Here is a 26513-nt window from a genome sequence, read left to right on the forward strand (position 1 = left end):
TATAATTTAGGTTATTTATGAAAGATCATTACACCACAGGATATGTCTACTTCCTCCAGGCTGGAGATGATTTGGCTATAAAAATAGGTACGACTATAGAGCCATTAGAAAAACGTATTCTTCAATTACAAACTGCAAATCACCGCAAACTGAAGTTAGTCGGCGCTATAGACTTAAGGAAGGCTACAGGACTTATTACGCCCGGCAGAATAGAATTTTCAGTTTTAGCAAAACAGAAAGAAGCAGAAATACAGGCTATGTTTTCAAATTCGCGCATGCATGGCGAATGGTTCGACATAACTGACGACCTTCTTAGCTATATCGAGCAGGTATCCAACGTAGACTGAAGGAGCATCGATCGACACTGGCCGATGGAAGCCCAATAATTTCCAAGTTAAACCTACTGAGAAGCCCAGTTTCCGGCAGATTATAGCGATTATTGTCTCTGATTAATGTGTAGTAGTTTGAGACCGCTCGCTCCAACAAATTGCGAGCCTCCATCTTTGGATCGAAGGTTACATATTCGCCATTCCCCTTGTCCATGTGCTTCGTTTGATTCTTCGGGTGATTGATGGCATCTCTGATGTTTTTGGGATTTGACGCCACTCCGTCGTTTAAAAGCTTGGAAAACTCCACTGCACCGGACACCAGGCTTTTCAAGGATGACTCTCCCTCCCTGCGCTCAACATAAACGCCAAGAATTTCCTCAGCACCGCCTGCAAGATGCAGCGCCGCAAAGTAGGAGCTTCCCTCGTAGTACATGCGCAGGGCTCGATCCAATAGTTCGACTGCGACTAGAAGCTTCTCCGTAGTCTCGCGCATCCGACTACTCCAAGGTTATATCGTCTGTTTTGGCCAATTGCTTCCCTTCAATACCTACTCCGATGCCATGAGTATAGCGAGGTTCATTTTGATGAACTTCTCGTTTTTATCGATCGGTTGCAACGCGGAGCGGACATTGCCGCCTACCTCGTCCGATCCTAAAAATAAATCCGTGCCCTTTTTTCGTGCCAGCGCGGCACTCGCATGCTCCAGCAAAGCGCGCTGCACCTGGTTCTGTTTCAGCAGGGATTTAGCCGAGGACAGTAGGAAAAAAGGGACGGACGCAGGAGCAGAGAGATCTGCTCCTGCAGATATCTGATTGGCCTTACCGCACCCCGACATCCGCGCTTGCCTGGCGGCGCGGCACGCCGATCCAGTGGATGGCCAACGCGATCAGCCCAAGCGCAATGCCAAAGACCACGATGCCCGACCAGCCGTAGCGGCTCATCAGCCAGCCGCTGATGGTCACACCCAGCGCGCCGCCGAGGAAGGTGGCCGTCATGTAGAGGCTGTTGATGCGGCCCTGTGCTTTGGGGTCGACTGCAAAGGCGCGAGTCTGGTTGGACACCAGGCCCGACTGCACGCCGATATCGAGAACGATGACGCCGATCACCAGGAAAATAATCGAGGTCTGCGCCCCGGCGAGCAGCAGGAACGCCAGGGTAACGATGCCAATACTGGCGCCGATCACCGTTCGCGAACCCATCCGGTCAGTGGCGCGACCACCCAGTGAAGCGGCAAGCGCACCGGCTGCCCCGATGATGCCGAAGCTGCCTGCCCACGCGCTGCCAAGATGCCAGGGACCATCGCTCAGGAGCGCAGCGAGGTTGACCCAAAAGGCGTTGAAACACGCCCACAACAGCGCCTGGACAATCATTGATTCGCGGATCGGACGATTGTCGCGCACCAATGGCCAGAGCGACGCGAGCAGCTTTGTGTAGGACAGGTTAGTGGTGGGCACGCCGCGTGGCAGGAGCATCGCCGCGGCGATAAACACCGGGATCATGAACGCGGCTTCAACGCCGTAGACCGCGCGCCAACCCCAGGCCGCTCCCACCACGCCGCTGATCGTGCGGCCAAGCAGAATGCCAACCATGATGCCGCTGACCACGGTGCCGACCGAGCGCCCGCGTTCTTCCGGCCGCGACATCACCGCCGCGAAGGGCACGAGTTGCTGGGGCACGCAACTGACGACGCCAAGGCCAAAGGATGCCGCGATCAGCGCCCAGATGCCGGGCGCAAACGCCGCCGCTAAACCAAATAAAAAGGCCACCGCGATCTGCCCAAGCACCAGCTTGCGCCGATCAAAACGGTCACCCAGCGGCAACAGAAAAGCGAGCCCGAAGGCGAAGCCGAGCAGCGCTGCGCCGGCGACCAGATCGACCGTCGTCAGGTCGAGCCCCAGGCCCGACGAGATCAACGGCAGGATCGGCTGAGTGGCGTAGATGTTGGTGATCACCGCGCCGGCGATGATCGCCATCATGATGATCTTGCCGCGCGACGCTATCGCGGGCGCAGGGGAACTAGCAGATGTATCGGGCTGGCCGCTCACGGCGCTCTCCTTTCAATCTCCCCAGTATGTGCAGCGGGACGCCGCGGGCCGGAGGTTAGGCTTGAACCTTACCGACTCGCATTTATCAAGAGAATCCCATAGGATCGGGAAGCATCCTTCCAGTATTTGGTAGAGTCTGATGAACCGTCTTGAATCCATGTCCATCCTCATCGCCGTCGTTGATGCGGGCAGTCTGTCGGCGGCCGCACGTCGCCTCGGCATGCCCCTGACCACCGTCAGCCGCAAGGTGGCAGAACTGGAAGCGCATCTGCACACACGCCTGCTGCATCGGACGACGCGACAGCTTTCGTTAACCGAGGCTGGCGATTCCTACGTGGCGGCCTGCCGACGCATCCTCGAAGAGATTGGCGAAGCCGAACGCGCGGCGACGGGTGAATACGCCAGCCCTAAAGGCGAACTGGTGGTCACCGCCCCGGTCGTGTTCGGGCGCTTGCACGTGGTGCCAGTGGTGGCGGAATTTCTCGCGCACTACCCGGAGATCGACATCAACCTGGTGCTGACCGATCGCGTCGTGCATCTGATGGACGAACACGCCGATGTCGCCGTGCGAATTGGCGAACTGCCCGACAGCATGCTCATGGCGACTGAAGTTGGAACCGTGCGCCGGGTCGTCTGCGCGAGTCCGGCCTACCTGGCAAGCCATGGCGTGCCGACCACACCGCAAGACCTCGCCGGGCATGACTGCGTCACCTTCGAAGTCCTCGCGTCCATGCGCGCCTGGGTGTTTGGCGCCGGCAAGTCAGAGCTGTCGGTGCCGATGCATTCACGGCTCACCGTCAACGCCGCCGAAGCGGCTATCGCCGCAGCGATTCTTGGGGTGGGCGTAATCCGTGTGCTGTCCTACCAGGTCGCAGACGCAGTACGAAACAATGAACTGAGCATCGTGCTCGATAAGTTTGAATCAGCGCCCTTGCCCATCAACCTCGTGCACAAAGGACAAACGCCGCTGCCGTTGAAGCTGCGCGCGTTCTTTGATTTTGTGACGCCGCGGTTGCGGGCTCGAACGTCGCGGGGAATGTGGCAGTGACGACCACGTTCAATGGAGCAGATGTGCAGGCGCCACGATGCTGGACCCGCCCCCTACCCCGCTGAACAATTCCAGCCGGGCGGCCACGAAGGCATTCCATGCCACCCGATGGGCAAACGTCGGTAGCGAGATGGCTACTCCAGCATCAAAATCCTCCAGCGCTGCGTCTACGATGGCCACTGCGCTCTGGTATCGGATCGGCGGGAACCCCGCATACAAAACGGCTTGAACACGCACGGCGACGTTATTGAAGCGCTGTTGCAGCGTGTCGGATAGCGAAAGCAGAAAAGCGCTACTCGCCGACTCAATGGCAGCGCCGGAACTCGCCTCGAACACCGGCACCAGGTTGATCACCGTTCCGATGTCCCGTTTTACGAAACCATTGGCCAAGGCATAAGACAAGCACACGGGAGCCGTCACCCCCAAGGCGATTGTCGCCCCGATCTCTTGCGCCTCAGTGATGTCGTGATGGTTGATCAGCAACGTGATGCTGGCGTCCTGGCTTAACACACCCTCAATTGAAACCGCTCGATATTGAACTATCGAGTATGAGACTTCGTTGGCGCAACCGGGGCGGATACAGACTCGCCCCGCAGCGCCATTTAATCTCAGGAGTCATTATTGGTTCATCGCAGAACCGTCTCTTACTCAACCGAATCCGGGAAACGTTCGCCGAACATCGGCAGGCCGCTGGCTGAACTGACGGCGGTGACCTCGTCCTGGAGAACGTCCCAGTGCTCGACCAGAATGCCATTTTCCAGACGCACGATATCGACTGCGATGAGCGCGGAAGGATGACCATTGCCAGAGAAACGACCGTGAACCATAACTTTGTCCCCTTCCGCCATGATGACGCCAGGTTCGTAAGTCAATGTATCGGGCAGGCTTTTGATCAGGTCAAACAGCCCCTGACGCCCAGATGCGATAAGGGCACTGTGCTGAATGTAGGCAGGAGACCAATACGCTTCGGCAGCAACGTAGTCGCGTTTATTGAACAACGTATCAAAAGCTTCAAGCACGATGGATTTGTTCTGCGTTTCGATAGTCATGATTGTTCCTGTCTCGATGAGATTAGTTGGTGAGGGGACGGCTTGACCGGTGCTGGTTATCTACCGTGCACTCGGACTGTTGGTGCCATGCATCCTAGCTCGGCGGATTTGACTGCATAGGTCGAAAAACCCGCATTTCTTGCCATACCCTTTGAGCGGCAGCGGATCTCGATCATTGCGGCGTGACCGGCAATAGTGTCGGGTCCCAGTCCTGAAAATCAGACGATAAGATAAATTTTCAGACCCCAACGCAGAACTCCATCTCCCCTGGCAAGGCGCTCCCTGCGCCTTTCTCACACACTCGGCTCTAACGCTATCGCGCTGCATAACAACAAGAGCCGCGAAAAAATGACCAGTTTCCCATCTGCTATCGAAAGCCAGACAGGCCATATCGGCGCCCGTCAGACCCGTGTCGAGGACGCCGTATTGTTGCGTGGCCTCGGCTGCGCCTGTTTCTGGCTATTTTTGATTGACGAACTGACCGCTGGGCCACTAGATCATTTATCTAAATAGGCCTTGAACACCGTCTAATTTATTTAAATAGATAAGTTAATTAGCTGTTCAGCGCCTTCATCGCAATAGTTGCGATGAGCGGGAAGATTTTGTGTTGCTTCTATTACTTGAAAATAACAAATGGAGCGCTATATAAGTGATTAGAAAAAAATTTGCTGCAAGTTCGGTGTTTCTTGGTCTCACCCTGAGTGCCCAGGCGCATGCTGAGTTCCTGAGTGATAGCAAAGCCACTTTGGGAATGAGAAACTTCTACTTCAATAACGACAACCGCGATGGCATTGCCGCCCCTTCCAAAACCGAAGAATGGGCGCAGGGTTTCATGTTGGACTTCAAATCGGGCTATACCGATGGCATGGTTGGGTTTGGTGTCGATGGCCTGGGGTTGCTGGGGGTTACCCTGGACAGCGGCAAAGGACGGCACGCTGGCAGCACCATGATGCCTTCTGACAGTGACAACCGTGCCGTCGACGAGTGGAGCCGGCTGGGGCTGACCGGAAAAGTCAAAATGTCGAAAACCGAACTTCGCTACGGCACCTTGATTCCGAAACTCCCCATTCTGGTCGCCAACGATGGGCGCGTGCTTCCACAAACCTTCGAGGGCGGTCAAATCACCTCGAGCGAGTTCAAGGGGCTGACCTTGACTGGAGGTCGGATCGAACATGCGACAGGACGTGGTTCTAGCGATCAGACGGGGTTGGCCGTTGCTGGTGGTACGCGTGAAAGTAATCAGTTTGACTTCGCCGGGGGCGATTGGAACGTCACCAAGGATCTGACAGCTCAGTACTACTACGCCAACCTCGATAACTACTATACGCAGCATTTTTTTGGATTAATTCACACCCTTGCCCTCTCGGACAATCAGTCCCTTAAAACCGACCTGCGCTACTTCAAAACTGACTCGTCCGGTGCAAATAGCTCCGGTACGTCAGGCTACAGAATGAGTGGCTACACCAAAAACGGTGATGGAGAGATCGACAACCGTACCTGGAGTGCCGCGCTGATTTACACGCTGGGTGGCCACGCAATTACCGCGGGGTACCAAAGTGTGTCGGATGGCAGCAACTTCACTCAACTCAATCAGGGTAGCCTGGTAGACAAGGGTGCCGGTGGAGCAAGCCTGTATCTGTATACAGACCGCCTGATCCAAACTTTCACCCACGCAGGCGAGCGCACAGCTTTCGGTCAATATGCTTACGACTTTGCCGCTCTGGGTGTCCCTGGCCTGAAAGGCTCGGTCATGTACCTCTCCGGCGATAATATTAAAACTACGTCAGGCGACAACCAAAAAGAATGGGAAAGAGACATTAGCCTGGACTACGTCCTTCAGTCCGGAGCGCTCAAAGGAGTGGGGTTCGGCTGGCGTAACGGTAAGTCCAACAGCGAAGCGTCTCGTAACGTAGATCAGAATCGAGTTTTTGTAAGCTATAGCATTCCGCTTTTCTAACGAGTGTCATGAGCGGGCAATGTGTATCTAGTCCTGAAATAGGTGTAAACCTTATTCAGGACGGGACAGTGAGTTAATCGAGATTTTTGCTGCTTAGAAGCGTATGTCGCTGGTGCGAGTGACGTCGATGCGTGCCACCGAACCGGTCAGGTGCGCCAGATCCTTGTTGTGTTCGGCGATGATGTCTTCGGCGGTCATGCTGGCGTTGGCGACGGTGGAATGAGCGTCGCCTGCGAGCACCACGTCGTAACCCAGCGTCAACGCCTGACGCACGGTAGCGTTGACGCAGTAGTCGGTTTGCAAGCCGCAGATGATCAGGCGTTCGAAGTCTTCCTTCGGCACCAGCTTTTGCAAGTTGGTCTGGTAAAACGAATCCGCCGTGGTTTTGCGCACACGCAGATCCTTCGGCGAGGTTTCCAGCCCTTCGGCCAGTTGCCAGCCTTGGGCGTTATGCGCCAAGGGGCTACCCGCTTCTTCGTGCTGAATCAAGATAACCCGAACGCCAGCGTCACGGGCCGCGGCGCTCAGGTCGTTGATGTTGTCGATGACGCGCTTGATCTCGAAGCATTCGTACTCGCCAGTGCACAGGGCCTGCTGGACGTCGATGATCAGCAGTGCAGTTGTCATGGTCCCCTCCTTGATGTGTTGGTCAATCAGGGGACAGAAAACAGATCCGTCCCCTTTGAAAAACAATCCTCAGTAACCGAGCGACAGCCCGGTGTTGCGACGTGGGTCGTTGGCGCCGTAGAAGCGGTTCTTGCCGACCGGTTTGCCTCCCAGCGAAGGCGCGCCTACCAGAATCGCCGCCAGGTGGTTGGCGTCCTGTGGCCCGGCAAATTTATGTCCCCAGCTTTCCAGCATCTTCACTGTATCCGGGCTGGTGGTGAAGGCTTCCAGATTGGTCTCCTCCGGCAGCCACTGCTGGTGGAAACGTGGCGCATCGACCGCTTCCTGGATGTTCATGCCGTAATCGATCACGTTGAGCATGGTCAGCAAGGTTGCCGTGATGATTCGACTGCCGCCGGGGGTGCCGACAACCATGACGACTTTGCCGTCCTTGGTGACGATGGTCGGGCTCATCGATGACAGCGGTGCCTTGCCAGGAGCGATGGCATTGGCTTCGCCCTGAACCAGGCCGTACATGTTCGGTACGCCGATTTTCGAAGTGAAGTCGTCCATTTCGTCGTTAAGAATGACCCCGGTTTTGCTGGCCATGACGCCGGCGCCGAACCAGTCGTTGAGGGTGTAGGTCACCGATACCGCGTTGCCCCATTTGTCGACGATCGAGTAATGCGTGGTGTTGTTGCCTTCATGTGGCGCGACACCGGGTTTGAGGTCGCGGGATATGCCGGCCTTTTGCGGATTGATGGCTTCGCGCAGTTTGGTCGCGTAGTTTTTATCCAGCAGGTGCGCGATCGGATTTTTCACGAAGTCCGGGTCGCCCAGGTAGCTGTTGCGGTCCACATACGCGTGGCGCATCGCTTCGATCTGGTAGTGCATGCCTTGGGCCGAGTGGTAGCCCAGGTCTTTCATCGGGTAGCCTTCGAGGATGTTCATGATCTCGCAGATCACTACCCCACCGGAGCTTGGTGGCGGTGCCGAGACCACGTGATAGCCCCGGTAATCGCACTCGATCGGCGCCAGCTCACGGGTCTTGTATTTGTCGAGGTCGGCCTGGGTGATGATGCCCTTGTTGGCCTGACTGGAGGTGACGATAGCGTCGGCCACCCAGCCTTTATAGAAACCGTCGGCGCCCTTCTCGGAAATTTCCCGCAGGGTCTTGGCCAGATCTTTCTGCACCAGTTTTTGCCCGACCTGCATCGGTTCGCCATTGCTGAGGAAGATCGAGCCGGAATCCTTGATGTCCTTCTTGAACACGTCGGTGGCATAGTCCAGCAAATCGACATCGCCCTGCTCCAGCACGAAACCGTCTTCGGCGAGCTTGATCGCCGGCGCGATCACATCCTTGCGCGGTTTGGTGCCGTACTTCTGCAAGGCCAGTTCCATGCCAGACACGGTGCCCGGCACGCCAACGGCCAGGTGCCCGCGGGTGCTGAGGTCCGGGACGACGTTGCCCTCTTTGTCGAGGTACATGTCGGCTTTGGCGGCCAGCGGTGCTTTTTCGCGGAAATCGAGGAAGGTTTTGCGCCCGTCCGCCAGCTGAATGGTCATGAAGCCGCCGCCACCCAGGTTACCGGCTGCGGGATAGACCACCGCCAGCGCATAACCCACCGCGACCGCGGCATCGACGGCGTTGCCACCATTCTTGAGCACATCGACGCCCACATGGGACGCCAGATGCTGTGCCGTCACGACCATACCGTTTTCGGCAGCGACCGGGGCCACCGAGGCGGCGTACGTGCTGAGGCAGCTGAGCGCCAACGAGGTCGCAATCAGCGATTTGGCAAAAGGTTCGAACTTCATGAGTCGGTCTCTTCTTTTTATGGTTTGTGTAAAAAATCTGAGAAATCGCGTCAAGAGCAGAGGCAAGTATGGCTGGGATTGCGTATTGCGCCTCCCCGTCGAGTCAGTATGCTGAGCCCCTGTTCAACCCTGTTGCGGAGTCCGCCGGCATGCCTTACACCTTCACCACCCTGGCTTCCCCGGTTGGCGAGTTGAAGCTGGTCGCGAAAGATTCAAGACTGGCGGCCATCCTCTGGGAAAACGACAAGCCGAATCGGGTAAGACTGGGGCCGATGCACGAAGCGCCGGATAGCCCGATCCTCGTGCGCGCTGTTCAGCAGTTAGAGGAATACTTCGCCGGAACGCGCCATCGGTTTGAGCTGGAACTGGATTTTGCCGGCACCGAATTTCAGAAGAAGGTCTGGCAGGCGCTGTTGACCATTCCGTTTGGCCAGACCCGCAGCTACAGCCAGATTGCCGAGCAGATTGGCCATCCGAGCGCGGTGCGCGCAGTGGGTGCGGCGAATGGCAAGAATCCGATTTCGATTGTTGCACCGTGCCATCGGGTGATCGGTGCGTCCGGGAAGCTCACCGGGTTTGCCGGTGGGCTTGCGGCCAAAGAGCGATTGCTGACACTGGAAGGATGCGAATGGTCAGGCGCCAGCCGGATGGATGATTTATTTTGAGGGGCCGAAGAGATCCTTCATCGCCGCATACTGCAGCAACATAATGGTCTTCGCATCGCAGATCTCCCCGCGATAAAACGCCTCGAGCGCCTCCTCGAATGCCCACTCCAACACTTCCAGTTCTTCGGTCTCTTCTTCCAGCCCACCGCCATCACTGACTTTCGATGCGGTGTCGTATTCGGCGATGAAGAAGTGCAGTTTTTCGGTCACCGAGCCGGGGCTCATGTAGGACTCGAAGACCTTTTGCACATGGTGAACGCGATAGCCGGTTTCTTCTTCGGCCTCGGCCCGGATGCGCTCCTCGGGATCGGCGCCTTCAAGCAATCCGGCTGCAACCTCGATCAGCAAGCCATCGTGGCCGTTGACGAACACCGGCAGCCGGAACTGGCGGGTCAGCACGACCGTTCTCTTCTCGCGGTTGAACAGCAGAATGGCGGCGCCATTGCCTCGGTCGTAGACCTCGCGAGTCTGGCGTTGCCATTCACCGTTGTTGCGCAGGTAGTCGAAGCTGATTTTTCTCAGCAGGTACCAGTCGTGGGACAACACCTGTGATTCGATGATGTTGACTCGCTCGGCGGTGTTCGACATCACAATTCATCCTTTTTTTGTCGGGAGGTGCACATGGTAGGCGAAAACTTAAAAGCCCGGCATGACCTGTTCACTTAAGAAATTTTGGGGTTGGGGTTGGGGTTGGGTACATATCCGTTGCTGCGGTAACGGCGGCTTAGGGTTCCGCCCTGACGGCGGGTCACTTGGAGAAGCGCCAAGTAACCAAGCGCTTTTGCCCCTGACGTTCGGTGCCTCGCTAGGGCTCGGCATGCCCTCGCTCCGGTCCTGCTCCGTGGGCCCGCCGCCATCGGCCATCCATGGCCGGGGGCGGCTAACCCGGCATCCATGCCGGGTTGCCCACTGCGCAGAACCTGCGCTCGGCCTCACGAGGGGGCGTGTACCGCCAAAGCAAAACGAGGCGGCCTACGGGCCGGCCTGGTTCTTCAACGCTTGCGCGTAGTGATCGTCCTCCCAGAGCGTGGGCGCGATCGCGCGAAGCGGCCTTCCGGCCAGCCTGGCTTTGCCAGATGTACTCAATACCTGTGGGAGCGAGCTTGCTCTCGATGGCGGCATTACAGGCAACATCACCGCTGACTGACAGGGCCTCATCGCGAGCAGGCTCGCTCCCACATTTTGACGGTGTACACCCGTGGCTCCTCACCACTCATCAGGTCGAGCGTTAGCTCGCCTTGCGCTTTTGATCTTGATCTTGATCTGCTCCGTCGGGAGGCCGAACGCAGGTTCTGCGCAGTGGGCAACCCGGCATGGATGCCGGGTTAGCCGCCCCCGGCCATGGATGGCCGATGGCGGCGGGCCCACGGAGCAGGACCGGAGTGAGGGAATGCCGAGCCTAGGCGAGGCACCGTACGTCAGGGACGCTAGCGCTTGGTTACTTGGCGCTTCTCCAAGTGACCCGCCGTCAGGGCGGAACCAATAGCCGCCGTGACCGCAGAAACGGATAAGCCCCCAACCCCAAAACGTCATAAGTAAACGGCATCACTGCCGGACCTTATTGCCTACTTAAAGTCCACATCAAACGCTTGATAAAACGCATTCCCGGTATTGGCCACAATCCACATCAGCACGATGACATGGTGGCCCTTCTTGTTGCCCGGCAAATTCACCTGGTGATTGACCTTGGCTTTCATCTCAGCGGAATGACTGTAGTAAGGCACCTGGGTGTAGAAGTCATCGAAAAACGATGTCGGCTCCAACTGCGCACGGCTGATCCGCTGTTTCGGGTTCCAGCCATCCCGGGTGATGAACCAGCTGTAGCCACGGGTGACGTGGGCCGCGGTGTATTCCCAAGTGACGTTAAAGGTCTGGCCCGGATCGACGTTCAACATCGGCCAGGTGAACGGTCGGTTGAGCTTGAGGCTCATTTCCTCATTGGTGAAATTAAGGCAGTCACGAGCATCGACCTTGCCACCGCTGAGGATATGACCATCGCCAGGCGGAACGACGCTGACGCTGTCTGTCTCGTAAGGCACCGGGAAAGGCCCGGCCATCAATGCCGGGAAATTCTTGCCGCCTTCCATTTCGTTGACTTGCCAGTTCCCCAGCAGCCCCAGCTCCACAGCGACCGAGCCACGGCTTGCAGGGGAAGTGACGCGGCCGTGCCGCAGTTGGGTTTGAGCGTGTGGTTGGTTCATGTTTTCACTCCGTTGATTTGAGAACTCTCCTTCCCGAGGAGAGGCCTTCAAACTAACGGAGCCAGTTTTTTTGTCCATGGGACCAAAAACCGTGGCTGCATGACGTCTCAAACCAACACCGAACAAATACTGGATGTATAACCAGTTGTCTGGGCTAGCGCTTACTCGCGGCATAGCAAAAGGACTACGCCCCAAAGTGCCAACCGGGCGCACCGCTTCGATCAGGAAAGCTGAGCCTTGTATTCCTTTACGTACTGGCCAGCCAGCGTCTCTTTCTGTTTGTCATCGAGCAGCTTGCCGGCCATCTGGAAGAACTTCTGCTCTTCCTCTTTGAGGTGGTGATGAACCTTCTCGCAAAGCTTCTTGGCAGTCGCCAGCCACGCCGGGCTGGACATCTCTGTCTCATCCAGCTCTTCCATCATTTCGTCCATCTCATGGTGCTCGGAGATGGCATGACGGCTCAGGTCGACGCCGTTGTCGAACTCCATCAGCGGGATGTAGAAATGCCGCTCTTCCGCTGTTTCGTGGGCCTGCAATTCGGACTTGAGCTGTTTGTAAGCCTCGACCCGCTCCGGGGTGTCGCCACTGGTCTTGATCAGCGCGTCGGCATAGGTGCGTTGACGGTCATGGCTTTCACGCAAGGCTTCAAAAATATTCACGGAGGATCCTCATCGGCTGCGTTCTGGGATGACGCTGTTTAGCCTAGACAGCCGGGCGCGAGCGAGGGTTCCACCTGAAGGGCTGGAACAACGACCACTTGCCGGGATAGGCTTGGAGATCGTTATTCCCAAAGCCATAAGGATGTAGCTAATGCCCCTGCGAATTGAACGCTCGCAAACCCCCACAGATGAAGAGCGGCAAGCGATCCTTTTGCCATTGCGCGCCTATAACGCCTCAAAGGCCGGCGTCTCGATGCAGGAACCCATTGCTTTACTGGTGCGCGATGACAGCGGCGAGATCCTCGGCGGACTCTATGCTCGGGTGTTTTACCAGTGGATGTTCATCGAATTGCTGTCGGTGCCGGAACAGGCCCGGGGACAAGGCCTGGGCTCGAAGCTGATGCGTATGGCCGAAGACGTGGCGCGAGAGAAGGAGTGCGTTGGGGTCTGGCTCGACACGTTCGACTTTCAGGCGCCGGGGTTCTACCAGAAGCTGGGCTACAGCGAGCTGGGCCAGATTGTCGACTATCCGCCGGGCCACAAGCGCCTGTTTTTCCAGAAGCGCCTGTGACGAAATAGCGCAAACTCCTGTGGGAGTGAGCCTGCTCGCGATGGCGGCCTGTCAATCGATATCAATGTTGAATGATAAACCGCTATCGCGAGCAGGCTCGCTCTCACAGGGGTACTGCGTCGATCTCAGAGGCAGGTTGCCAACGCCGCCAGACGGCGTTTGGCGACAAAGTCGTCATGCTGCGCGTAGTAACTCAGCACCGTTCCGGAAGGATCGGTGGTGACGTCGACAAACGACTCCGCCGAACGCGTGTAGACCGTGGTCCCGCTCTTCTCACCCGATTGCAGATAAGCAGCGGCATCGACACCGAACACCGCCTCGTCCTGCCAGGAAAACTGCACGCACTGCGCGACGACTTTTTCCGGCTTGTCCGACTTCAGGGTTTTATAAGGGGTTTTGGTGCGGGCATCGTTCATCACCGAACCGGCACATCCGGCCAGCAACGTTACGGCCAGCGCTACCATCAGAATTCGCATCGCGTTCGCTCATCAAGAAAAAGCGGACTGTATCACCGTGGCACGGCGTATCGTTCTGCTTTACTTCATTTATAGCGCGACATCGACTGACGATTCGCGCACCCTGTCGCGCCATTACCGTCACATCGCCCGTTTTTTCGGGCTCATTTTTCTGGAACGTCCATGACACCCAACGCCGAGTATTACAAACCGACCGCTGAATACGCTGACAAGCTGATCAGCCAGATCGGCCAGACCCCTTCCTGGATCGCCAAGCGAATTGGCGTCACCGACAAACGGATTCGCTACATCCTCGACGGCGAACGGACCGTCAAAGGCGAAACCACGCCGATCCAGATGACGTACCCCGAGCAGTTTGCACTCGAGTGCCTGGCCGCTGCGGCCAAGGCCAGCAAGAAGCAATCTTCATAAGAGCAGCCTCAAGGAGTGACCATGGCGGCAACCGAACAGCAACATGAAAAGGCGCTGGAGAAATTTCTCGACGAGCGCCCCGAGCTGCGCCACGAACTCGACAACCTCAATCCGCTGTTGGCCCAGGCCAAAGGCGAGACGGCAGCACAATACCGTGACGAGCGCTTGCATGAAGCGTTCGAAGCCGAAGCCGAGCGCCTGGGGTTGTTTGCCTGGGAGCTGACGCTGAAACTGACCGTCGACACGCCTGAGGACTACGAGACTCAGCGAATGGAAGTACACAAGGAAGTGGCTGAGATGGCGGGTCTGGACTGGCTGGAATATTGTGAGTTATATGGGTTGAGCAAGTAACCACCGCCGCTCAAGGATGCTCAACCGATGCTACCGTCGCCTTCAAGTACCCGCGCCAGCCCGGGTCATCTGCACGCCCGCAAATGGCGCGGCCGCATCGGCATGTCGCTGGTCGCCGCACTCTCGGTGCTGGCCGGCATGACCGACGCCATCGGCTTCATGGCCAGCGGTGACTTTGTTTCCTTCATGAGCGGCAACACCACCCGCCTTGCGGTCGCCATCAGCGACGGCAATCTCGGGCTGACCTTGCGTCTGCTGATCCTTGTGGCCACCTTTGTCGTCGGCAACGCCTTGGGCATTGTGATCAGTCGTCTGGGCGGTCGACGGGCACTGCCGTTATTACTGTGTATCGCCATGCTGCTGTGCGGCGCCGCTGCCTGGCCTTATGACGAGCAACTGCCGGCGTTGCTGGCGGCCATCATCGCCATGGGCATGCTCAATGCGGCGGTGGAGGAAGTGAACGGTCTGCCGGTCGGCCTCACCTACGTGACCGGCGCCCTGTCGCGCTTCGGTCGTGGTCTGGGGCGCTGGATGCTCGGCGAACGGCGCAATGGCTGGCGGGTTCAGTTGATTCCCTGGACCGGCATGTTTGCCGGCGCCGTGCTGGGTGCCGTGCTGGAACATCACCTGGGACTCAAGGCGATGTTTGCCAGCGGATTGCTGGCCGCGGCGTTGGGGGGGCTGTCGTTAAGCATTCCGAGGCGTTGGCAGTTGGGCTATATGCCGCGCTGAGCGGTGCCTGCCAGACCGCCATCGCGAGCAGGCTCGCTCCCACAAGGGATTAATGTCGTACACGAAATCGATATTCGCCACAAACCCCCTGTGGGAGCGAGCCTGCTCGAGATGGCGGCGACTCGGTCCATGATCAAACGCACTTCGCCGCCTCGCCGATAAAGCTTTATCATGGCCACAGTTTTGCTGATCGAGTCCGTCATGAAGTTCGCCATCGCGCTGTTTTCCGCCGCCCATGCGCCCTCCTCGCGCCGCGCCTTGCTGTTCGCCCAGGCCGCATTGGCGGGCGGGCATGAAATTGTCCGGATGTTTTTCTATCAGGACGGCGTTTATAACGCTTCCGGCAGCGTGGTCACGCCCCAGGATGAGCTGGACTTGCCCAAGCAATGGCGCGCCTTTGTCACTGATCATCAACTGGACGGCGTTGTTTGCATTGCCGCCGCCCTGCGCCGTGGTGTGCTGGACGCAGAAGAAGCCGGGCGTTATCAGCGCGAGGCCGTATCGGTCGGTGCACCGTGGGAATTGTCCGGTCTGGGTCAGTTGCATGACGCCGTGCAGGACGCCGACCGCCTGATCTGTTTTGGAGGCGCGTGAAATGCCCAAATCCTTGCTGATCATCAGCCGCCAGGCCCCGTGGTCCGGGCCGAATGCGCGCGAAGCGCTGGACATCGTGCTGGCCGGCGGTGCTTTCGATCTGCCGATCGGTTTGCTGTTTCTCGATGACGGTGTGTTTCAACTCGCCGCCAAACAGGACGCCAAGGCCCTGCAGCAAAAAGACCTGAGCGCCAACCTGCAAGCGTTGCCGATGTTCGGTGTTGAAGAGCTGTTCGTCTGTGCAGACAGTGCTGCGGAACGCGGCCTGGACCCGAGCCGTTTCTCGCTCGAAGAAGCCCAACTGCTGGCTGCCGAGCAAATCACTGCGCTTATTGACCGTTACGACCAGGTGATCACCCTCTGATGTCGACTTTGCATGTGTTGTCTCATTCCCCATTTGGCGACGACCGCCTGACCAGTTGCCTGCGGGTGATCGGCGCGAACGATGCGCTGTTGCTGACCGGCGATGCCGTCTATGCGTTGCAACCCGGCACAGCGCCGTTCAATGCGTTGAATGCTCGCAATTTGAAACTATTCGTACTGGCCGAAGATGCCCAGGCTCGTGCGCTGGAGATTCCTGACGCGGTCCAGGCCATCGATTACCCGGCCTTCGTCGAGCTGTCGATTCACTACGACAAGGTCAACAGTTGGCTATGAATTCCCTGACAGTCGGCGCCCGCGCCATCGAGCTGGACAAGGACGGCTTCCTGGTCGACCTGAGCGACTGGTCCAACGAGGTGGCTGCCGCCCTCGCCGCCGCCGAAGACATCGAGTTGAGCCCGGAACATTGGGAAGTCCTCGAACTGCTGCGCGGTTTCTACGACGAATTCCAGCTGTCGCCTGCGACCCGTCCGTTGATCAAGTACACCGCACTGAAGCTGGGCCCGGAAAAAGGCAACAGCCTGCACCTGAACCGACTGTTCAAAGGCACCCCTGCCAAACTCGCCGCGAAACTGGCGGGCCTGCCCAAACCGACGAATTGTTTATGACCGACTATCCAGCGCTGACCCTCGAAACACCTGCCGAACACCCTTTCGCCCAGTTCGTGCGAATCCTCGGCAAGGGCAAGCGCGGCGCTCGCGACCTGACCCGGATCGAAGCCCGCGAAGCCATGGGCATGGTGCTCGACGACAAGGTCGAAGACACACAGCTAGGTGCGTTTCTGATGTTGCTGCGGCACAAGGAAGAAAGCGCCGAGGAAATGGCCGGGTTCGCCGAAGCCTTGCGTGAACGGCTGAATCCGCCGGCGCTAGCGGTCGATCTGGACTGGCCGACGTATGCGGGCAAGAAGCGCCACCTGCCGTGGTATCTGCTGGCGGCCAAGTGCCTGGCGCAGAACGGCGTGCGCATCTTCATGCATGGCGGTGGCGCACACACGGCCGGTCGGCTGTACAGCGAACAATTGCTGGATCAGTTGAATATCCCGCTGTGCCGTAACTGGCAGCAGGTCGGCGAGGCGCTGGATCAGGGCGGTCTGGCCTTCATGCCGCTGGTGGATTGGGCACCGCAACTGCAACGCATGATCGATCTGCGCAACACGCTGGGCCTGCGTTCGCCGATTCATTCGCTGACGCGGATTCTCAATCCGCTGGGCGCCCGCTGTGGCCTGCAAAGCATTTTCCATCCTGGCTATCAGGCCGTGCATCGCGATACCAGCGGCTTGCTCGGCGATACCGCAATCGTGGTCAAGGGCGATGGCGGCGAAATCGAGATCAACCCGGACGCCGACAGCCACTTGTACGGCACCACCGGTGGCGAAAGCTGGGATGAGGAATGGCCGCAGATGTCGACCCAGCGCCACGTCAAACCCGCCTCGCTCGATCCGGAGCACTTGAAAGCCGTGTGGCGCGGCGATGTGGTCGACAGCTATCCGCAAATGGCCCTGATTTCGACGATGGCCCTAGCGCTGCGCGGCCTCGGTCAATCGCGCGAGCAAGCCTTCGAAACCGCACAACAGTATTGGGACGCACGGGATAGATCTATTTAACCGATCATAACCCGTTAACCTTTGCGCTTTTTTATCGAACCTATCCGAATAGACTCCTCTCAAACGCTTATCGGTTAAGGAGTCTTGAATATGGGTTTGTTAGTTGAAGGTCGCTGGCATGACCAGTGGTACGAAAGCAGCAAGGACGGCGCGTTCCAGCGTGAACAGGCGCAACGCCGCAACTGGCTGACCGCCGACGGCAAACCCGGCCCGACCGGTGTCGGTGGCTTTGCCGCCGAGGCTGGGCGCTATCACCTTTATGTGTCCCTCGCCTGTCCCTGGGCGCATCGCACGCTGATCCTGCGCAAACTCAAAGGCCTTGAAAACCTGATCGACGTGTCGGTGGTCAGTTGGTTGATGCTGGAAAACGGCTGGACCTTCGATCAGAACCTCGGCTCGACCGGCGACAAACTTGATCATTTCGAATTCATGCACCAGCGCTACACCGCCGATACCGCCGAGTACACCGGCCGTGTCACCGTACCGGTGCTGTGGGACAAGCAGCAGAACCGCATCGTCAACAATGAATCGGCGGAAATCATCCGCATGTTCAATGGCGCCTTCGATGAACTGACCGGCAATGACCTGGATTTCTATCCGGCGCCTCTGCGCGGTGAGATCGATGCGCTGAACGAGCGGATTTATCCGGCCGTGAACAATGGCGTCTACCGCGCAGGGTTTGCCACCTCTCAGGGTGCTTATGAAGAAGCCTTTGATGATGTGTTCGCCGAGCTGGATCGGCTCGAACTGCTGTTGAGCGAGAACCGTTATCTCGTCGGCGAATACCTGACGGAAGCCGACATCCGGTTGTTCACCACGCTGATTCGTTTTGATGCGGTGTACCACGGGCACTTCAAGTGCAATCTGCGGCGGATTGCCGATTATCCGAATCTGTCGAACTGGCTGCGGGAGATGTATCAGTGGCCGGGGATTGCCGAGACGGTGGATTTCCAGCACATCAAGCATCACTACTACGGCAGCCACAAGACCATTAACCCGACGGGTGTCGTGCCCAAGGGACCGGCGCAGGATTTCACCGCGCCCCATGATCGGGAACGGTTGAGCGGGAAAGGGGTTTGGCGTAAATCCGAGGTCTGATCTGAAGCATGGAGTGATTTTGAGGGCCCCTTCGCGAGCAAGCCCGCTCCCACATTGGATTTGTGTCGTTCACAAATCCAATGTGGGAGCGGGCTTGCTCGCGAAGGCAGCGACTCGATGTTCAGACCTGCGCCTGAGCCCCTTCGAACCACGCCAGCTTTTCGCGCAGTTGCACCACTTCCCCAACGATCACCAGGGTCGGCGCGTGCACTTCGTGCTCCGCCACCAGCCGTGGAAGATCGGCCAGGGTGCCGGTAAACACCCGCTGATTGACCGTGGTGCCCTGTTGGATCAACGCCGCCGGGGTATCGGCTGCGCGACCATGCTTGATCAACTGCTCGCAAATGATCGGCAAGCCCACCAACCCCATGTAAAACACCAGGGTTTGTGCCGGTGCAACCAGGTCACCCCACGGCAAATCGGTAGAGCCGTCCTTGAGGTGCCCGGTGACAAACCGCACTGACTGCGCGTAATCACGGTGCGTCAGCGGAATCCCGGCATACGCCGCGCAACCGCTGGCCGCCGTGATACCCGGTACGACCTGAAACGGGATGCCGTGAGCCGCCAGTTCTTCGATCTCCTCACCACCGCGCCCGAAGATGAACGGATCACCGCCCTTCAGTCGCACCACACGTTTGCCTTGTTTGGCCAGATCGACCAATTGCTGGTTGATCTGATCCTGAGGCACGGCGTGATCGGCGCGACGCTTGCCGACGTAGACCCGTTCGGCATCGCGACGGCACAAATCGAGGATGGCCGGTGCAACCAGGCGGTCATACAGCACCACATCGGCTTGCTGCATCAGGCGCAAGGCACGGAAGGTCAGCAAGTCCGGATCACCGGGACCTGCGCCCACCAAATACACTTCACCGGTCGCAACTGGCGCTTCGCCGTTGATTTTCGCCAGCATCAGGCGCTCGGCTTCGGCGCCCTGCCCGGCCAGTTGTCGGTCGGCAATCGGGCCCTGGAATACATCTTCCCAGAACGCCCGACGCTGCTGCACATCCGGGAACAAGCCTTTGACCTGAGTGCGAAAGCGCGCCGCCAGACCAGCCAGTTGACCGTAGGTGGACGGTATCCAGGTTTCCAGCTTGGCGCGGATCAACCGCGCCAGCACCGGTGCGTCACCGCCACTGGACACCGCAATGATCAATGGGGATCGGTCGACGATCGCCGGGAAGATCACGCTGCACAAGGCAGGCGCATCCACCACGTTGACTGGCACGCAACGCCGATGGGCATCGGCGGAGACTTGCGCGTTGAGCGGTTCGTCGTCGGTGGCGGCAATGATCAGCCCGCAACCGTCAAGGTCCGACTCGACGTAACCCCTTACCAGGCACTCGCCACCGCTGCCGACCACCAGCTCGCGCAGTTGCGGTTCGATTTCAGGTGCAACTACCCGCAGCAGCGCACCGGCTTCGGCCAGCAGGCGGGATTTGCGCAAGGCAATTTCCCCCCCGCCGACGACCAACACACGACTGCCGCGAAGGTTGTGAAACAGCGGCAGATAGTCCATTTAGCCGATGACCTCGAGGCCACCCATGTACGGCTTCAGCACGTCCGGTACACGGATCGAACCGTCGGACTGCTGGTAGTTTTCCAGCACCGCCACCAGAGTACGACCGACCGCCAGGCCGGAACCGTTGAGGGTGTGCACCAGCTCAGGCTTGCCGGTTTCCGGGTTGCGGAAACGCGCTTGCATACGACGGGCCTGGAAGTCGCCGCAGTTGGAGCACGACGAAATTTCACGGTACTTGTCCTGGCTCGGGATCCACACTTCCAGGTCGTAGGTCTTGACCGCGCTGAAGCCCATGTCGCCGGTGCACAAGGCAATCGTGCGATACGGCAGTTGCAGCAGTTGCAGGACTTTCTCGGCGTTGGCGGTCAGGCCTTCCAGCGCGTCCATCGACGTCGACGGCTCAACGATCTGGACCATTTCGACCTTGTCGAACTGGTGCTGGCGGATCATGCCGCGTGTATCGCGACCCGATGCACCGGCTTCACTGCGGAAGCACGGCGTGTGAGCCACGAACTTGATCGGCAGCAGTTTCGAATCGACGATCTCACCGGCAACGATGTTGGTCAGCGACACTTCCGCGGTCGGAATCAGGTACAGATCGGCTTCGCCTTCGCGGCTGATCTTGAACAGGTCTTCTTCGAATTTCGGCAGCTGGCCGGTGCCTTGCAGCGCAGGCGCCTGGACCAGATACGGCGTGTAAGCCTCTTCGTAACCGTGTTCGCTGGTGTGCAGGTTGATCATGAACTGCGCCAGAGCGCGGTGCATGCGAGCGATCGGGCCGCGCAACAGAGCGAAACGGGCACCGGACAGCTTGGCGGCGGTTTCGAAATCCAGCCAGCCGAACTTCTCGCCCAGCGCAACGTGGTCCAGGACCGGGAAGTCGAACGCCGTCGGGGTGCCCCAGCGACGGACTTCAACGTTGCCATCTTCATCGGCGCCAATCGGCACGGATTCGTGTGGCAGGTTCGGGATACCCAGCAGGATCGAATCCAGCTCGGTCTGGATCGCGTCCAGCTCGACTTTACCGATGCTCAACTCGCTTGCCATGCGTTCCACAGCAGCCATCAAAGGCGCGATATCTTCGCCGCGCTGTTTGGCCTGGCCGATGGATTTGGAACGCGCATTACGCTCAGCCTGCAGTGCTTCGGTACGGGTCTGGACGGTCTTGCGCTGTTCTTCCAGCGCTTCGATGCGCGCCACATCCAGCGTGTAGCCACGGGATGCCAGGCGGTCCGCTACGTCCTGAAGGTTGCTACGTAACAGTTTGGAATCGAGCATGTCGGTTTCTCGTTTATCAAAGTTTGGTCAAGGACAGGCCGGCCCAAGTGGCGAGCAGACCGCCGAATACGCTGATCGCAGCATAGCCCAGGGCCAGCGGCACCTGCCCGCTTTCAAGCAGGCGCACCGTATCCAGTGAAAAGGATGAAAAAGTCGTCAGCCCCCCGAGGAAGCCGACAATGAGCCCGGCACGCACCTCGAAAGGCACCTCCGGGCGAATCAAAAACAGACCGTATAGAACGCCGATCAGCAGACAGCCCACGATATTAACGGCGAGCGTCGCGGTATAGAAGTGTCGCGGCCAATTTGCGTTGACCCAATTGCCGGTGGCAAAGCGCAACAATGTGCCGGCAACACCGCCGATGGAGACCGCTATAACCAGAGGAATCACTATTTTCTCCGCTGCCGGGGGCTTAGACGGTCCAGTTGTGCAAGGTGATTGAGTTTCTCGCCGATCTTCAACTCCAGGCCACGCGGCACCGGTTGATAGAACGGTTGTGGCTCGAGTTCTTCCGGGAAATAGTCTTCGCCCGCGGCGTACGCGTCTGGCTCATCGTGGGCATAACGGTATTCATCGCCATAACCCAATTGTTTCATCAGCTTGGTCGGTGCGTTGCGCAGGTGCAGCGGCACTTCGAGCGAGCCGTGTTCGGTGGCGCTGCGCATCGCGGCTTTGAAACCCATGTACACCGCATTGCTTTTCGGCGCGCACGCCAGATACGTGATGGCCTGGGCCACTGCCAACTCGCCTTCAGGACTGCCGAGGCGCTCCTGCACTTCCCACGCCGCCAGGCACAGGCTCAGGGCACGCGGGTCGGCGTTACCGATGTCTTCGCTGGCCATGCGCACCACGCGCCGGGCCAGGTACAACGGGTCGCAACCGCCATCGATCATCCGCGCGAACCAGTACAACGCGCCATCGGGATTGGAGCCGCGTACCGATTTATGCAGCGCCGATATCTGGTCGTAGAACGCCTCGCCGCCCTTGTCGAAACGGCGCCGGGTATCGCCGAGCAGGCTTTGCAGCAGGTCGACACCGATCTCGCTGTTGTCTTCCGCCAGGTCCGAGGCGTTTTCCAACAGGTTGAGCAAACGGCGGCCATCGCCATCGGCGGCGGACAGCAGCATCTGGAAGCCTTCATCGCTGAGGGTCAGTTGCCGCTTGCCCAGGCCACGCTCTTCGGTCAGCGCGCGATGCACCAATTTGCGCAAAGCCGCTTCGTCGAGGCTTTTGAGCACATAGACACGCGCCCGTGAGAGCAAGGCGTTATTGAGTTCGAACGAGGGGTTTTCAGTGGTCGCGCCGATGAAAATCAGCGTGCCGTCTTCAACGTAGGGCAGAAACGCATCCTGCTGCGACTTGTTGAAGCGATGCACTTCATCGACGAACAGGATGGTTCGTTTGCCGTATTGCCCGGCCTGCTGCTTGGCGATTTCCACCGCCTGACGGATCTCTTTCACGCCAGCCAGCACCGCCGAGACCGTTTCGAAGTGCGCATCCGAGACTTCCGCCAACAACCGCGCCAGGGTGGTCTTGCCCACTCCCGGCGGTCCCCAGAAAATCATCGAGTGCAGGGCACCCTGCTCCAGGGCTTCGCGCAAAGGCTTGCCGCGAGCGAGCAGGTGTTCCTGACCGACGTACTCGTCCAGATTGGCCGCACGCAGGCGAGCGGCCAGGGGCTGAGCTATCGGGGCACTGCGAAACAGGTCCATCACTACTTATGAAACCTCACTGGGGACTGCGTTTTATTCCTGGATCACGTCCGCACCCTTGGGGATGTCGAACTTGAACTTGGAAGCCGGGATCGGCTCGTTGGCCTTCACGCCGGTGAACAGGATGTTGGTGCGCTGGCCGACACTGTCGATCAGTTGCATGTCATTGACCAGACCGTTGCGGAACGACAGGCGCAGGCTGTCAAACAGCGTGTCTTTGGTTTTCGGCTTCAAGGTGAAGTCGATCACGCCGCCGGCTTCCTTGGCGCTGATGTCGAAGCTCTGGCTGATCTTGGACACGTCACCCGACAACAACAGGGCTGGAGTCTGGGTCAGGCGCAGGTCGAGGGTCTTGATGGTGACCTGTTCAAGGTCCGGGTCCCACAGGGTGACCTTCTTGCCGTCGGAAACCATCGTTTGTTCAGCGGGTGCATTGGTGTGCCAGTAAAACAGGCCTGGACGTTGCAGCGACATGTCACCGGCGGTTTCCTGCAATTGGGTGCCGCTGCCATCGAGGGTCAGTTGCGAAAAGCGTGCAGTCAGGGTCTTGGATGTTTCCAGCAATTGGGTCAGACGCGCCACGTCCTTGTCATCGGCGTGAGCCGAGAGCGTGGTCAAAGCCAGTACCGGCAACAACAGCATGCGGATAAGACGCATGGGAGTCCTCATAACATTCGTGGGAGTACGGGCATTGCATGTCGCGATGCCCTTTCAATTCAAATCAGTCGCGTACCGGGCCCGGGGCCAGGACTTCACGCGAACCGTTGGTATTCATGGACGTCACGACCCCGGCCATTTCCATGGCTTCGATCATGCGCGCGGCGCGGTTGTAGCCGATTTTCAGCTTGCGCTGAACTGCAGAGATGGAGGCACGGCGGCTTTCCAGAACGAACTGGACGGCTTCGTCGTACAAGGCATCGGTTTCAGCATCGTCGTCACCGCCACCGCCGCCATTTTCAAAGCCACTGCCGGCCTCTTCGACACCGGCCAGGATCTCGTCGTTGTATTCCGGCGCGCCACGCAGCTTCCAGGCTTCCACCACCCGGTGAACTTCGTCATCGGACACGAAAGCGCCGTGAACCCGAATCGGCAGGCTGGTGCCCGGCGGCATGTAGAGCATGTCACCGTGGCCCAGCAATTGCTCGGCGCCGCCCTGGTCGATGATGGTCCGCGAGTCGATCTTGCTCGACACCTGGAACGCCATGCGCGTCGGGATGTTCGCCTTGATCAGACCGGTGATCACGTCAACCGACGGACGCTGGGTCGCGAGAATCAAGTGGATACCGGCCGCACGGGCCTTCTGGGCGATACGGGCGATCAGTTCTTCAACCTTCTTGCCGACGATCATCATCATGTCGGCGAATTCGTCGACCACTACGACGATGGTTGGCAGCTTGGTCAGCAACGGTGCTTCGTCGTGAATGCTTTCGCGCTTGTACAACGGATCGGTCAACGGTGTCCCGGCGTCCTGGGCTTCCTTGACCTTGGCGTTGAAGCCCGACAGGTTTCGTACGCCCATCTTCGCCATCAGTTTGTAGCGACGCTCCATCTCCGCCACGCTCCAGCGCAGGGCGTTGGCCGCATCCTTCATGTCGGTGACCACCGGGCACAGCAGGTGCGGAATGCCTTCGTAGATCGACAGTTCAAGCATTTTCGGGTCGATCATGATCAGCTTGGCGTCTTCCGGGCCGGACTTGAACAGGATCGACAGGATCATCGCGTTCACACCCACCGACTTACCGGAACCGGTCGTACCGGCCACCAGCAAGTGAGGCATTTTCGCCAGGTCGGTGATGACCGGCTTGCCGCCGATGTCGTGGCCCAAGGCCAAGGTGACAGGCGACTTGAAGTTGTCGTACTCGGGCGTCGACAGTACTTCGGAGAAGCGCACGATCTGGCGGTCTTCGTTGGGAATCTCGATACCGACGGTGGTCTTGCCGGGAATCACTTCCACCACCCGCACGCTGGTCACGGCCAGGGAGCGCGCCAGGTCTTTTGCCAGGTTGGAAATGCGACTGACCTTGACCCCGGCGGCGGGCTGGATTTCGTAACGGGTAATCACCGGGCCTGGGTGGATCGAATCCACCGAGACTTCGACGCCGAATTCCTTGAGCTTGATTTCCAGCAAATGGCCGACGGCCGCCAGGGATTCCGGGGAGTAATTGAGTTGTTTCTTTTCTGCCGGATCGAGAATCGAGATCGGCGGCAAGGTGCCTTCGACGGCGCTGTCGACGAACAGCGGTGCCTGCTTCTCTTTTTCCACACGTTTGCTCGGCGCTGCCGGTTTTGGCGGCGCGGGGGCGATCACAGGCGGCACCTGCTTCTCGCGGTCCGACATGTGTTTGCTTAACGCTTGTTCGCGCTCGATCAAGCGCTCCTTGACCTTGGCCTGCTCGCGTTTGTCGGTGACAGTCGGCGCAACCACGTCATGAACGCGATCGTCGACTTCACGCAACTGCGCAACCAGTTGCTTGCGCTCGACACGGGCGGCCCACCAGCGATTGGCCGCGCCCTGGAACAGTTCCAGCAGGTCGAGGGTAATCTTGCCGGTGACGTCCATCACCTTGAACCATGACAGGTCGGTGAACACGGTCAGGCCGAACAGGAACAGCGCAATGAACAACAACGTGCTGCCCTGAATGTTCAGGGCGTTCCTGGCCAGATCGCCAAGGCTTTCGCCCAGCGCACCGCCAGCGCCGGCCGGCAGACCGGTCGCCGCGTGAAAATGGATATGTGCCAGGGCGGCGCCAGACAGCACCAGAAATACCAGGCCGATCAGGCGCCAGGAGAACAGCCAGCCGCTCCACTCCCACGCTTCGTGGCGCTGACGGAAGATCTGATACGCCTTGATCGCCAGCAGCAGCGGGAAGATATAGGCGAAATAACCCAGCACCATGAACAGGATATCGGCGCTGTAGGAACCGACCGGTCCGCCGAAGTTCTGCACGTCCTCGATCTTGCTGTTGTGGCTCCAGCCCGGATCGTCCTTGCCATACGTCAACAAGGCCATCATCAGGAACAGGCACAGGCCGCCGATGGCGATCAATGCACCTTCCTTGAGCCGGTAGTGCAAATGCTGGCGCCAGAGCGGAACGACTGTCTTGGGTGCTGCGGTGGATTTCTTCAAAACGCTTCTTTTCCTGCGCCCGTGGCGCGTCCATCTGTTGATTGACTATAAAAAACTGCCCAATCCAGGCAGGTAAAAAAGTTAACAGGCGCAACTGAGACTACTTTTAACACTGCGCCCTGGTTTTTTTAAACACGGTACGCACTGCTTATTTTGTTACAAACACAGTTACAGGCAGGCATTGTACGGGTTTGTTCGCCCGATGCCATGCTTCAAGCCCTTGGATGTAGCATAGCCAAAGGCAGGTTACGCGCGATTCAATTTGAGCATGCATTCTCT

General features: G+C 58.7%; 30 protein-coding genes. 14 read left to right on the forward strand and 16 right to left on the reverse strand.

The window, feature by feature from the left end:
- The first annotated feature begins 17 nt into the window (after positions 1–17).
- Positions 18–347: a GIY-YIG nuclease family protein gene (locus K5K95_RS30845; RefSeq protein WP_222587584.1), complete on the forward strand. Its 330-nt coding sequence runs from the start codon at positions 18–20 to the stop codon at positions 345–347.
- Here the strand turns inward: K5K95_RS30845 and K5K95_RS30850 are convergent.
- Positions 313–822: a hypothetical protein gene (locus tag K5K95_RS30850; RefSeq protein WP_222587585.1), complete on the reverse strand. Its 510-nt coding sequence runs from the start codon at positions 820–822 to the stop codon at positions 313–315. The two genes, K5K95_RS30845 and K5K95_RS30850, sit on opposite strands and share 35 nt — an antisense overlap.
- Before the next feature lie 325 nt (positions 823–1147).
- A complete protein-coding gene (locus tag K5K95_RS30855) occupies positions 1148–2374 on the reverse strand; it encodes an MFS transporter (protein ID WP_222587586.1) in 1227 nt (408 codons plus the stop codon).
- Between the two features lie 139 nt (positions 2375–2513).
- Between K5K95_RS30855 and K5K95_RS30860 the strand changes: the two genes are divergently transcribed.
- Entirely contained in the window at positions 2514–3422 is a 909-nt protein-coding gene (locus tag K5K95_RS30860; protein WP_222587587.1) for a LysR family transcriptional regulator, read from the forward strand.
- Between the two features lie 9 nt (positions 3423–3431).
- Here K5K95_RS30860 and K5K95_RS30865 read toward each other — a convergent pair whose 3' ends face one another.
- Positions 3432–3905, reverse strand: a complete 474-nt coding sequence (locus tag K5K95_RS30865; protein ID WP_222587588.1) for a hypothetical protein — start codon at positions 3903–3905, stop codon at positions 3432–3434.
- Positions 3906–4066: 161 nt separating this feature from the next.
- A complete protein-coding gene (locus K5K95_RS30870; protein WP_222587589.1) occupies positions 4067–4471 on the reverse strand; it encodes a nuclear transport factor 2 family protein in 405 nt (134 codons plus the stop codon).
- A gap of 649 nt (positions 4472–5120) precedes the next feature.
- On the opposite strand from K5K95_RS30870, the gene K5K95_RS30875 reads away from it, so the two are divergent.
- Entirely contained in the window at positions 5121–6428 is a 1308-nt protein-coding gene (locus K5K95_RS30875; protein WP_222587590.1) for an OprD family porin, read from the forward strand.
- Between the two features lie 93 nt (positions 6429–6521).
- Here the strand turns inward: K5K95_RS30875 and K5K95_RS30880 are convergent, their stop codons facing one another.
- Both K5K95_RS30880 and ggt read right to left on the reverse strand, forming a co-directional pair.
- Positions 6522–7055, reverse strand: coding sequence for a cysteine hydrolase family protein (locus tag K5K95_RS30880; RefSeq protein WP_222587591.1), 534 nt, complete (start codon positions 7053–7055; stop codon positions 6522–6524).
- Positions 7056–7124: 69 nt separating this feature from the next.
- Positions 7125–8852, reverse strand: coding sequence for a gamma-glutamyltransferase (ggt, locus tag K5K95_RS30885; RefSeq protein ID WP_222587592.1), 1728 nt, complete (start codon positions 8850–8852; stop codon positions 7125–7127).
- 149 nt (positions 8853–9001) lie between these two features.
- On the opposite strand from ggt, the gene K5K95_RS30890 reads away from it, so the two are divergent.
- Positions 9002–9517, forward strand: coding sequence for a methylated-DNA--[protein]-cysteine S-methyltransferase (locus K5K95_RS30890; protein ID WP_222587593.1), 516 nt, complete (start codon positions 9002–9004; stop codon positions 9515–9517).
- On the opposite strand, the gene K5K95_RS30895 is transcribed toward K5K95_RS30890, so the two are convergent.
- The 3 genes from K5K95_RS30895 to K5K95_RS30905 form a co-directional block, all read right to left on the reverse strand.
- Positions 9509–10105 (reverse strand): NUDIX domain-containing protein, encoded by a 597-nt coding sequence (locus K5K95_RS30895; protein WP_222587594.1) that lies wholly within the window; start codon positions 10103–10105, stop codon positions 9509–9511. The two genes, K5K95_RS30890 and K5K95_RS30895, sit on opposite strands and share 9 nt — an antisense overlap.
- A gap of 977 nt (positions 10106–11082) precedes the next feature.
- A complete protein-coding gene (locus K5K95_RS30900) occupies positions 11083–11718 on the reverse strand; it encodes a lytic polysaccharide monooxygenase auxiliary activity family 9 protein (RefSeq protein WP_222587595.1) in 636 nt (211 codons plus the stop codon).
- Between the two features lie 221 nt (positions 11719–11939).
- Positions 11940–12377 carry a hemerythrin domain-containing protein gene (locus K5K95_RS30905; protein WP_222587596.1) on the reverse strand — a complete coding sequence of 146 codons (438 nt, stop codon included), beginning with the start codon at positions 12375–12377 and terminating at the stop codon, positions 11940–11942.
- 151 nt (positions 12378–12528) lie between these two features.
- Here K5K95_RS30905 and K5K95_RS30910 point away from each other — a divergent pair, with 151 nt between their 5' ends.
- On the forward strand, positions 12529–12948 hold the full coding sequence (locus K5K95_RS30910; protein ID WP_222587597.1) for a GNAT family N-acetyltransferase: 420 nt from the start codon (positions 12529–12531) through the stop codon (positions 12946–12948).
- A gap of 125 nt (positions 12949–13073) precedes the next feature.
- On the opposite strand, the gene K5K95_RS30915 is transcribed toward K5K95_RS30910, so the two are convergent.
- Positions 13074–13424: a hypothetical protein gene (locus K5K95_RS30915; RefSeq protein ID WP_222587598.1), complete on the reverse strand. Its 351-nt coding sequence runs from the start codon at positions 13422–13424 to the stop codon at positions 13074–13076.
- A gap of 162 nt (positions 13425–13586) precedes the next feature.
- Between K5K95_RS30915 and K5K95_RS30920 the strand changes: the two genes are divergently transcribed.
- The 9 genes from K5K95_RS30920 (at position 13587) to K5K95_RS30960 (ending at position 18597) form a co-directional block, all read left to right on the forward strand.
- On the forward strand, positions 13587–13835 hold the full coding sequence (locus K5K95_RS30920; RefSeq protein WP_008154823.1) for a hypothetical protein: 249 nt from the start codon (positions 13587–13589) through the stop codon (positions 13833–13835).
- Between the two features lie 21 nt (positions 13836–13856).
- A complete protein-coding gene (locus K5K95_RS30925) occupies positions 13857–14186 on the forward strand; it encodes a DUF6388 family protein (protein ID WP_222587599.1) in 330 nt (109 codons plus the stop codon).
- Between the two features lie 27 nt (positions 14187–14213).
- Positions 14214–14918, forward strand: a complete 705-nt coding sequence (locus K5K95_RS30930) for a YoaK family protein (protein WP_222587600.1) — start codon at positions 14214–14216, stop codon at positions 14916–14918.
- Positions 14919–15119: 201 nt separating this feature from the next.
- Positions 15120–15512, forward strand: a complete 393-nt coding sequence (tusD, locus tag K5K95_RS30935) for a sulfurtransferase complex subunit TusD (protein WP_222590487.1) — start codon at positions 15120–15122, stop codon at positions 15510–15512.
- Position 15513: 1 nt separating this feature from the next.
- Positions 15514–15876: a sulfurtransferase complex subunit TusC gene (gene tusC, locus K5K95_RS30940; RefSeq protein ID WP_222587601.1), complete on the forward strand. Its 363-nt coding sequence runs from the start codon at positions 15514–15516 to the stop codon at positions 15874–15876.
- Positions 15876–16169: a sulfurtransferase complex subunit TusB gene (gene tusB / locus K5K95_RS30945; protein ID WP_222587602.1), complete on the forward strand. Its 294-nt coding sequence runs from the start codon at positions 15876–15878 to the stop codon at positions 16167–16169. The genes tusC and tusB overlap by 1 nt, the downstream gene beginning before the upstream one ends.
- Complete coding sequence (locus tag K5K95_RS30950) at positions 16166–16501, forward strand: TusE/DsrC/DsvC family sulfur relay protein (RefSeq protein ID WP_222587603.1); 336 nt, start codon at positions 16166–16168, stop codon at positions 16499–16501. The genes tusB and K5K95_RS30950 overlap by 4 nt, the downstream gene beginning before the upstream one ends.
- Positions 16498–17499, forward strand: coding sequence for a glycosyl transferase family protein (locus tag K5K95_RS30955; RefSeq protein ID WP_222587604.1), 1002 nt, complete (start codon positions 16498–16500; stop codon positions 17497–17499). Before K5K95_RS30950 ends, K5K95_RS30955 begins: the two co-directional genes overlap by 4 nt.
- Before the next feature lie 90 nt (positions 17500–17589).
- Positions 17590–18597, forward strand: coding sequence for a glutathione S-transferase family protein (locus tag K5K95_RS30960; protein ID WP_222587605.1), 1008 nt, complete (start codon positions 17590–17592; stop codon positions 18595–18597).
- Positions 18598–18718: 121 nt separating this feature from the next.
- Here K5K95_RS30960 and cysG read toward each other — a convergent pair whose 3' ends face one another.
- The 6 genes from cysG to K5K95_RS30990 form a co-directional block, all read right to left on the reverse strand.
- The gene (cysG, locus tag K5K95_RS30965; RefSeq protein ID WP_222587606.1) at positions 18719–20113 is read right to left on the reverse strand and encodes a siroheme synthase CysG; all 1395 of its coding nucleotides are present in this window, start codon (positions 20111–20113) and stop codon (positions 18719–18721) included.
- Positions 20114–21394, reverse strand: coding sequence for a serine--tRNA ligase (serS, locus tag K5K95_RS30970; RefSeq protein WP_222587607.1), 1281 nt, complete (start codon positions 21392–21394; stop codon positions 20114–20116).
- Positions 21395–21410: 16 nt separating this feature from the next.
- Positions 21411–21785: a fluoride efflux transporter CrcB gene (crcB, locus tag K5K95_RS30975; RefSeq protein WP_090185602.1), complete on the reverse strand. Its 375-nt coding sequence runs from the start codon at positions 21783–21785 to the stop codon at positions 21411–21413.
- Complete coding sequence (locus K5K95_RS30980) at positions 21785–23107, reverse strand: replication-associated recombination protein A (RefSeq protein WP_027925133.1); 1323 nt, start codon at positions 23105–23107, stop codon at positions 21785–21787. The genes crcB and K5K95_RS30980 overlap by 1 nt, the downstream gene beginning before the upstream one ends.
- Before the next feature lie 33 nt (positions 23108–23140).
- Entirely contained in the window at positions 23141–23764 is a 624-nt protein-coding gene (gene lolA, locus K5K95_RS30985; protein WP_054053642.1) for an outer membrane lipoprotein chaperone LolA, read from the reverse strand.
- Between the two features lie 64 nt (positions 23765–23828).
- The gene (locus K5K95_RS30990) at positions 23829–26234 is read right to left on the reverse strand and encodes a DNA translocase FtsK (protein ID WP_208669027.1); all 2406 of its coding nucleotides are present in this window, start codon (positions 26232–26234) and stop codon (positions 23829–23831) included.
- Positions 26235–26513 lie beyond the last annotated feature (279 nt).

It is taken from the genome of Pseudomonas sp. DR48, from assembly GCF_019823085.1.
In the GTDB taxonomy this organism is placed as follows: Bacteria; Pseudomonadota; Gammaproteobacteria; order Pseudomonadales; family Pseudomonadaceae; genus Aquipseudomonas.